Annotated in this window: 3 protein-coding genes; 1 reads left to right on the plus strand and 2 read right to left on the minus strand. The window is 70.7% G+C overall.

Going from position 1 to position 8,653, the window contains the following annotated elements; genetic code table 11:
- Positions 1 to 571, plus strand: a 571-nt coding sequence (locus VR45_RS31750) for an SDR family oxidoreductase (RefSeq protein WP_045943335.1), incomplete at its 5' end; no start/stop codon positions are given.
- 106 nt (positions 572 to 677) lie between these two features.
- Here VR45_RS31750 and VR45_RS31755 read toward each other — a convergent pair.
- Both VR45_RS31755 and VR45_RS31760 read right to left on the minus strand, forming a co-directional pair.
- The gene (locus VR45_RS31755) at positions 678 to 1,070 is read right to left on the minus strand and encodes a hypothetical protein (protein WP_045943336.1); all 393 of its coding nucleotides are present in this window, start codon (positions 1,068 to 1,070) and stop codon (positions 678 to 680) included.
- 25 nt (positions 1,071 to 1,095) lie between these two features.
- Positions 1,096 to 8,653 (minus strand): ricin-type beta-trefoil lectin domain protein (locus VR45_RS31760; RefSeq protein ID WP_045943337.1); only part of this gene is annotated, 7,558 nt, incomplete at its 5' end.

Genomic DNA, 8,653 nt, shown 5'->3' on the forward strand with positions numbered 1-8,653 from the left:
CGCCCGGACCGTCCCCGTCGACCTCGCCGACGAGGCGTCCGTCGCCGCCCTCGCGGCCGCCACCGGCCGCTTCGACCACCTGGTCTCCACCGCCGCCATGCCCGCCAACGGCCCGCTCGCCGAACTCGAACTCGCCGACATCCACCGGGCGTTCGCCGCCAAGGTCTACGGCCCGCTGCTGCTCGCCAAGCACCTCGCCCCGCAGGCCGCCACCGACACCCCCGACGGCGCCTCCTTCACCTTCTTCTCCGGGGTCGCCGCCTGGCGCCCGGCCCCCGCCCGCACCGTGATGGCGACCACCAACGGCGCACTCGCCTTCCTCGTCCAGGCCCTCGCGGTCGAGATCGCCCCGGTCCGGGTCAACGCCGTCTCCCCCGGCATCGTCGACACCGGCGCCTGGGACGGCCTGGGCCCCGACAAGGCCGCCTTCCTGCGCTCCGTCGCCGACCGCAACCCGGCCCGCCGCACCGGCACCGTCGACGACCTGGTCGGCGCCGTCCGGTTCGCGATGACCAGCCCCTTCGTCACCGGCACCGTCCTGCACGTCGACGGCGGCGGCCGCCTGGCCTGAGCCGTCGGCGTCAGGACCGGAACCGGGGCCGGAAAACGGTCGGTGCCGTGGGCGGCTGCGCAGCCGCCCACGGCACCGGTCCTTCCTCACTCAGTCCTGCGCTCCGTCAGGACGAACCCCTTCCCTTCCGAGCGAGGGCCTGTCGCTCCCACGGCGACACCTCGGCGGTGACACGCCGCGTGTCCTGCCAGACCCCCTGCGAGGTGGGAACCCCCAGGGTCAACCGGGTGCCGTTGCCGGACGCGGTGACCTCGATCCGCTCATGGACGACCGCGTCGACGAACTCGAGGACGACCGGGACCGGAACGGCCTCGAAGACGTAGCCGTCACAGAGCACCCGCGCATTGTCCTGGCCTTCGACCAGGGACACGCAGAACTCCTGCCCCGCCACCGAGTCCGCCCACGCATCGACGATGCGGGGCTCGTCCATCACGGGCACCGCCTCGACCGACACGAACAGGCCGGACGCTGTCATCTCCTCGACGAACGCGTCGATCACCGTCGGTCCACCTTTCCTCTCTCCGTCATCGCCAGGTCACCGGCGGGTAGTTCCGCTGGCGGCCGGGGCGCCACGGTCCGAACCCGACGTCCACCTTCTTACCAGCGACCTTGACCCGGAAGACGGTGCGCGCGTTGGACTTGCGGTGGCTCTTCACCAGGCCCGCGTCCCTCGTGGTGGCGACGCTCCAGCCGGCGGACCAGCGGGCATCCCGCTTCCCCCGGTTCAGCAGGCCGGCCTTCTTGGCCCCCGAGTGGACATCGCCGAACAGCTTCGACTTCGCGCCGATCACCGGCATGTTGTACGCCCGGATCGCCATCTTCGAACGCGAGATCTTGATCAGGCGCGGATTCGGGGTCGCCTTGACCGCGGCCTTGACGGCCCTGGCCGCCTTGACCGTGTGGACAGCCGACACAGCCGCCTTGACAACCGGTCCGGCCCCGACCGTCGCCGCGACCGCGGTGACCGCCATCTCGGCGGCCTTCGCCCAGTTGCCGGTGGCCGCGTAGGAGACCGCGGAGACGACGGCCGAGATCGTGCCGATCGGACCCGGGATGTTGGATGCCACCTCGGCGACCTTGGCGACCACCTCCACCGTCTTCTTCAGCCACTTGGGCATGCCCCAGTTGCCGTCGAGGTCGGTGCAGTTGACCGGGTCGCCGGTGCAGTAGTCGTAGGCACTGGCGTTGCCGCCCGGGACCGGGTCGACCTGGAGGAAGCGGCCGAGGGCCGGGCTGTAGAGGCGGGCACCCATGAGGATGTCGCCGTCCTGGGCCTCGGCGGAGCGCTGCTTGCCGCCGAGCCAGCCGTAGCGGACACCTGCCTGGCCGTCCTGCGGGATGCCGAACTCGTCGAAGTCCAGCACCACCGGCTTGGTCAGCGCGGTGTCGGTGACGAGCACCACCGAGCCGAACAGGTTGGTCAGCTGGAGCTGGACGTCACCGGTCCTGCTCGTGGTGGCCACCAGATCGGCGTCGGGGCCCGACACGTTGCGGGTCAGGGTGCCCTGGGTGGTGTCCTCGATCGTCCAGCGGACCTCGTCGGAGTCGTCACCGTAGTGGTTCAGCTTCGACGTGGCGCCGGCCCACGACCCGTCCGCCTGCTTCTTGCTGGTGGTGAACGCGGTCAGGCGGTGGGCGGCGTCGACGGCCCACTCCTGCTTGGTGTCCCCCTTCTCCTGGGAGGCGACGCGGTCGTTGGCCCAGTAGGTGTTGGTCGCGCCGGTGGCGGTCTTCACCGTGCGCCCGAAGGCGTCGTAGGTGAAGCCGGGGTCGGTGAGGCGGTCGGCGCTGTCGTAGGTGTGGTTCTCCGCGACCGCTCCGGTCGTGCTGCACTCGCCGGCCGCCCCGCGCGGAGAGGTCTGCTTGGACAGGCGGTTGGAACGGACGTCGAAGGCGTACTGGCGGGTGACGCAGCCGGCGGCGACCGTGGACTGCTCGGCCTTCACCAGTCGGCCGAGCCGGTCGTACTGGTAGGTACGGGTGGCGGTGGAGCTGGTGTCCTTGGCCACCTGGCCCTGGGTGGACATGTCGGTGGTCTGGGCCCAGACCACCTTGTTGTCACTGGTGCGGGTGTAGGTGCGGCCGGTGGCCTCGCCGACCGCGTTGGTGGTGTCCTTGCGGACGATGCCGCCGGGGTAGGTCTGCTCGACGAGCTGGCCGTCCGGGCCGTACTTGGCGGTGAACTCGCCGGCCACGCTGTCGTTGATCGAGGTGACCAGTCCGCGCGGCTCCTTCGCGCGGTCGTAGGTGTAGGCGGTGGACCCGGTCGGGTCGGTGACCTTGACCGGCTTGCCGAACCTGTCGAACTCCGTGGTGGTCGTGGCACCGTCGGCGTCCGTGTAGGAGAGCAGCCGGCCGAGCTGGTCCAGGACGCGCACGAGCGACTTGCCGCCGGCCGTCGTCCTCACGCTGTCGCCGGTGGCCGGGTCGTACTCGGTGGTGACCTTCGGGAGCGGCTTGCCCTCGTCCGAGGTGATCTCGGTCGAGGTGATCCGGTCGGCGCCGTCGTACGTGACGACGGTCTTCCGGGACTTGCCCGCGTTGGTCTCGGTGGTCTCCTCCGGCTCGCCGAACGGCGAGTAGCGGGTGACCCGCTTGACCGGCAGGGTGGTCGGCATCCGTGCCGCGTCCCCGTCGGTGATCGCGCCGCCCGGCAGGGTGACGCAGGGCAGGCCCGCCCACTCGGGCCGGTTGGCGCACGCCGCGTCGTCCGGGTTGGCGCCGGCGGTGTAGAACACCGACTTGACGGTCCCGGCGTCGGCGCCGTTGGAGCCCGCCTTGCGGGACTCCAGCGCGTGGCCCTGCGCGTCGTACTTGACGGTGGCCGTCGGCTTGGTGCCGAGCGCGTCGGTGGTGACCGAAGTGGGCTTCTTCAGCGTCCAGCCGGCGGTGCCGCCGAGCGGAGCGTCGTAGCCGGTCCTGGTGACCCGTACCTCGGCGTCGTCGGCGTAGCCGTCGATGCGGGCGCCGTCGGTGGCGGTGGTGACCAGGTGGTACGCCTGGCCGTCGGGCTTCCCTTCGTCGTAGGTGTTGGTGTTGTGGTCGCGCGCGACGACCGACGCGCCCGCCACCAGGGTCGGGTTGACGGTGCTCTTGGTCAGCGTGACGGTGTCGATCCCGGTGTGGTACCGGGCGCCGGTGCTGGCCGGGTTGGCGTCGGTGACGGTGATCCTGAGCTCGTGGTCACCGCGGGCGAGCCGGACCGACTGGCCGGTCGCATACGGGACGACAGCCGGGTCGGCGGAGTAGGTGTCGATCGGCTGGCCGACATTCTGCCCGTCGATCGCGAACTGCACGATGCCGTGGTCGCTGTACTTGGTCAGCTGCCCGGAAAGTACGTAGTCGCCCTCCTCCAGCACCTTGACCCGCACGGCGTCGAACGCGCCGGCCGCGGTGGCCCTGATGCTCAGGTGGGCACCGCCGGACCAGCTGAGGCCGCAGCAGTTCGTGTCGATCTGGGTCGGCGCGGTGCCGCCGAGCTGCGGGAGCTTCTCGGCCTCCGAGAACACGGTGGCCGGGGTGCTCTGGCCGACGACCTGCTCGGCGAGCGAGGCTCGGTACACCGGGCCGAGCGTCTCGACGACGTCGAGGCCGTCCGCACTGTAGGTGGTGCGCGAGTCCAGGAGCCGGGCCCGGGACTTGGTGATCTCGGCCTTGCGGGCCTTCTGCTCGTCGGTCAGGTTCTCGGCGAGCAGCTCGGCCGGGATCTGGGGCAGGCCCAGTTCGGCCGTGAACCGGTCCCACTCGGGGTGGGTGCCGAGCACGATCGTGCGGTTGGTGGCTTCCAAGGAGCGCACGACGTGGCCGTAGCGGTCGTACTCCTTGGTGTCGATGTCACCGCCCGGAGTGACCGACGGGCTGGCCGTGTTGACCTCGTTGCCGTTGGCGTTGAGGTAGTGGACGACGGCCGGCCTGTAACCGTCCCCGCCCGGCTTGGCCGCGGTGGCGGTGTTGGTGCCCGGGTCGTCCTCGGGGCCGAACACGGCGGTGGCGTCGGTGGGAGCGTCCAGCTGCGCCCACGTGGCCACGTGCGAGCCGCCCAGGTCGTACGGGCCCCCCGTACCGCGGGTGAGCGGCACGTCGTAGACCACGTTGGTCGCGACCTCACCGCTGACCTGGTCCTTCGACCCCTGGGCCAGGGTGGCGCGGCGGACCTTCAGCAGGCGCCCCGGGTCCTGGTCGGCCGCGGCCCTGCCGTAGTCGAAGTTCCACGGCAGCTCACCGGACGGGGTGATCCGGGTGACCCGGCCCTCGGTGTCGTAGCCGTACGTGGTCCTCAGCGGCTGCGCCAGGCGCGGGTCCCAGACCTGGGCGATGCGGCCCTTGTCGTCGTACGCGTAGTGGGCGACCTCGACGGCCTCCTGCTTGGAGGTCGCCGGGTTCCACGACCAGACCTTGACCGCCTTGACGCGGTCCGGGTAGTCGCCGGGCGTGGTACCCGTGGCGGTGAGGGCCTTGGCGTACTCGTACTCCATGACCTCGCAGCCGCGCGGCAGCGGGTCGACCGAGCAGTGGTTGACGTCGTCCACGCCCGGCTCGACCGCCGGGATGACGCGCTTCACCAGCGAACGGCCGTCAGCGGTGTCGTACTGGTAGCGGGTGGTCGAAGCCGCCTCGGGGCCGCTGTCGCTGACCACCTGGTAGATGTTCGAACCGGCCTGCTGTGCGAACACCGTCTTCGAACCGTCCAGCTCGGACAGCTCGTAGGTGGTGCCGGCGGTCTGGACGTTCCAGAGCTGGCTCGGACCGGCCCAGCAGACCCAGACCGAGGCGCCCTTGTCGGCGTCCAGGCACTTGCCCGAGTGGCGGTTCACCACCATGCCGTCGGTGCGGACCTCCCACTGCTGGTTGATGCCGCCGTTGCAGCCCCAGAGCGTCATCCGGGTGCCGTTGTCGACCTGGCCCAGCGGGTTGTCCAGGCAGTAGCCCAGCAGCCGCAGCGTCAGGTCGTCGCCACGCGTCCACTGCTGGTTCGCCGCGCCGGTGCAGGACGCCGGCTGCAGCCCGGCGCCGTTGCCGGCCGCGCCGTTCGGGACCTCCAGGCACTGGCCGGTGCTGCTGAGCACGATCGCGCCCGCGGTGGCCGGGACGGCCTTGAGAGTGAGCGACTCGGCGCCCGGCTCCGGGAAGAAGGTGCCGTCGGTGCCCTTGGCGAAGGTCAGCGAGGTGTCGTCGTTGCCCTTGATCTCGACCAGGTCGGACTGCGGGAACGACAGCGAACGGTAGTCCGAACCGGCACCCGCGTCGGGGCCTCCGGCCCACTGCGGGCCGAACGGCGCGACGATCTCCTTCATCGAGAGGTCGTCGAAGAAGACCTGCTTGTCCGCCGCGGTGAAGCCGTTGTAGAGGCGGAACCACGCCTCGGTGGCGTCGGCGGGGACGGCCAGGTCCACGCTCAGCTGCTGCCAGCCGTCGGTGAACGACGCCTTGGGCGAGGTGGTCTTGGCGTAGCCCGCGCCGGTCTTCACGAAGCCGGCGAGCCGCAGGCCGCGGTCACCGAAGTCCGGGTTGAGGCCGGTCGAGCCCGGCACGTAGATCCAGCCGGTGAGGCGGTAGGTGCGGCCCGGCTTCATGCCGAGCGCCAGGGTGTTGTCCGGACCGACACCCGCGTAGGAGTCGATCTGGCCGGCCTGCCCGGTCGGCGTGATCAGCAGCGAGTCGGTCGAACTGTCATGACCGCGCGCCGTGGAACGCGACAGCGACGCCAGCCCGGCAGTGAAACCGTTGGTGTCGGTGCCGACCTGGCGCTGGTTCAGTGTGAGGCGCTCGCCCTGCGGCTGCCAGCCTCGGCCGAGGTCGCGCGAGGAGGTGGTGCGGGCCACCGACATACCGAACTCGTCGGCGTCCGTGACATCGGTGGAGTAGTCGCCGGTGAGCAGGTTGACCGAGCCCGGGCCGATCTGGGCGGCGGCCGCGCCGTCGGCGTTGCGGTCCACCGTGATGGTGTTCCAGACGGTGGTGTAGCCGTTGCCGGAGCCGTCCTCGGGGAACAGCTTGGCCCGGACCTGGACGACACCGCCGACACTGCCGAGGGTGTCGATGACCGTCCAGTTGGCGTGCGGGCCGAGGTCCGCCAGCCGCGGCCGGTCCTCGGTGACCGGGGTGTTGTCGGCCTTGGTCAGGTTGGTCCGGGGCACCGTGTACTCGGTGGCACCCGGGCCACGGCGGTACTCGTAGACCACCCGCTTGAACTGCGCCTGGGCATCGACGGCCAGCTTGACGCGCTTGGCGGACTGGCTGCCGTTGACCGGCGAGCTCAGACCGGCCTGGCCGACCTGGAAGGTGTAGGTCGCCGGCGGGGACAGGTTGCCCGCGCGGTCCTTGGCCTGCACGCTGAGCACGCGCCGACCCTCGGTGGTCGGGGTGATGCTGGTGGTCAGCGTGGCGCCCGAGTCCACGGTGACAGCGGTGCCGCCGTCCAGCGTGTAGACGTACGCGGTCACGTCGTCCGTCCCGGCCGGGGCCGAGAAGGTGAACGAACCGGCCTGGTTGGCCGCGCCGTGCCACAGACCGTCCGACGGGTAGTCGGCGGAGGTCACGAACGGCGCACCCGGCTTGGTCGTGTCCACCACGAACTGCGTGGTCACCCAGTTGGAAGCGGACTTGCCGTCGTGCAGCATCGAGGAGATCGAGTACTGCACACCCTCGTCGAGCTTCGGCAGCCCGAAGTCGGACGCCCGGACGGACGCGACCGCGCCGTTCGGGGTGTCCTTCGGGATGGAGCCGATGAAGGTGCCGCCGCGCCACAGGTCGAAGTAGACCTTGACGTTGTCACCGTCGACGTCCGCGGCCTGCGTCAGGAAACGCGGGTTGGCGTCCGAGGTGTACTTCGGGGTGCCCGGCTGCGACGGCTGGATGTCCACCGACGCCGGGGTGGCAGGCACGGTGTTGTAGGTGATCGACAGGAACGGGGAGTGCTCGCCCTCGGAGGACTCGAACCGCTTCCAGGTGTAGGAGTCGTTCTCGTCCACCGCCTTGAGGCCCAGCGCGTACGTACCCACGCCCATGCCGGACCAGTCCCGCACCAGGTTGGTGACGTCGGCCTTCACCCAGTAGGTGCTGCCCTCGCCGAGGCAGTCGTGGCTGTCACCGTCGTTCGGCACGTCACGGGTCTCGTCGGAGACCGCGTAGCGGTCGATCATGCCGGGCTGGTTGCCCCAGCGGTTGCCCGTGTCGGCGTACTGGGCGGACCAGACCTCCCACTGCTTCTGCAGGCAGGAGGAGGAGTGGAAGTTCGCCAGGTACAGCTTGGCGTCCAGGATCTGCTTGCCGTTGAAGTCGCCACCGGGGAAGTGGATGAACGAACGGGCCTTGGTGGCACCGCCGTTGTACGTTCCCAGCTTCAACTCCGGGGAGGAGGAGTTGTCGGTGTTCTCGCCGGTGTGCACATACGTGTCGAAGTTCGCCTCGACGTTGACCGCCGGGTCGATCGTCACCGGGAACTGCGTCTTCGCGTCGGTCAGGAAGGCCGCGTCCGGGGTGAACACCAACTCGGCGTCCCCCCCGCTGCCGCGCAGCTCCATGAGGACGGGTGCGCGGTTGAGGTGTTCGCCCGAAAGCTCGTCCACCGAGGCGTCCCACATGACCGGCGCCGGGATCCTGACGGCCACGTTGCCGTCGGCGCCCAGCAATTGGATCGCGCCGTCGGGCTGCCTGGCCACCTGGTAGCCGGTGGTGTCGATCGGCAGCGTGAGCGTCCCGGCCTGGGAGACCGCGCTGCGGTCCTTGACGATCAGGTACTGCTCGAAGCCGGTCCGGGTCGCCTCCAGGAGGAGGTCCACACCGGGGCGGGCGTCGACGTACGTGGCCTTGTTGCCGGACAGCTTGGGCTTGGGCAGTCGGCCCAGCCAGCCGAACTCGACCTGATGGCCCTCGGAGCCGATCTTGACCAGCGGGCGCTCGGCGGGCTTGGACTCGGGCTTGGACTCGGGCTTCGGGTCCTGCTTGGACTCGGGCTTCGGGTCCTGCTTGGGGTCCGGCGTGGGTTCCTGCCCGGGCTCGGCCGCCGGCTCGCCCTCGGTCGGGGCCGCGGCGCGTGCGACGCCGCGGGAGGCGTGCTCGGCGGGGGGGGGGGGGGCGGGG

It is taken from the genome of Streptomyces sp. NRRL S-495 (assembly GCF_000966955.1).
GTDB classification, from domain to species: domain Bacteria; phylum Actinomycetota; class Actinomycetes; order Streptomycetales; family Streptomycetaceae; genus Kitasatospora; species Kitasatospora purpeofusca.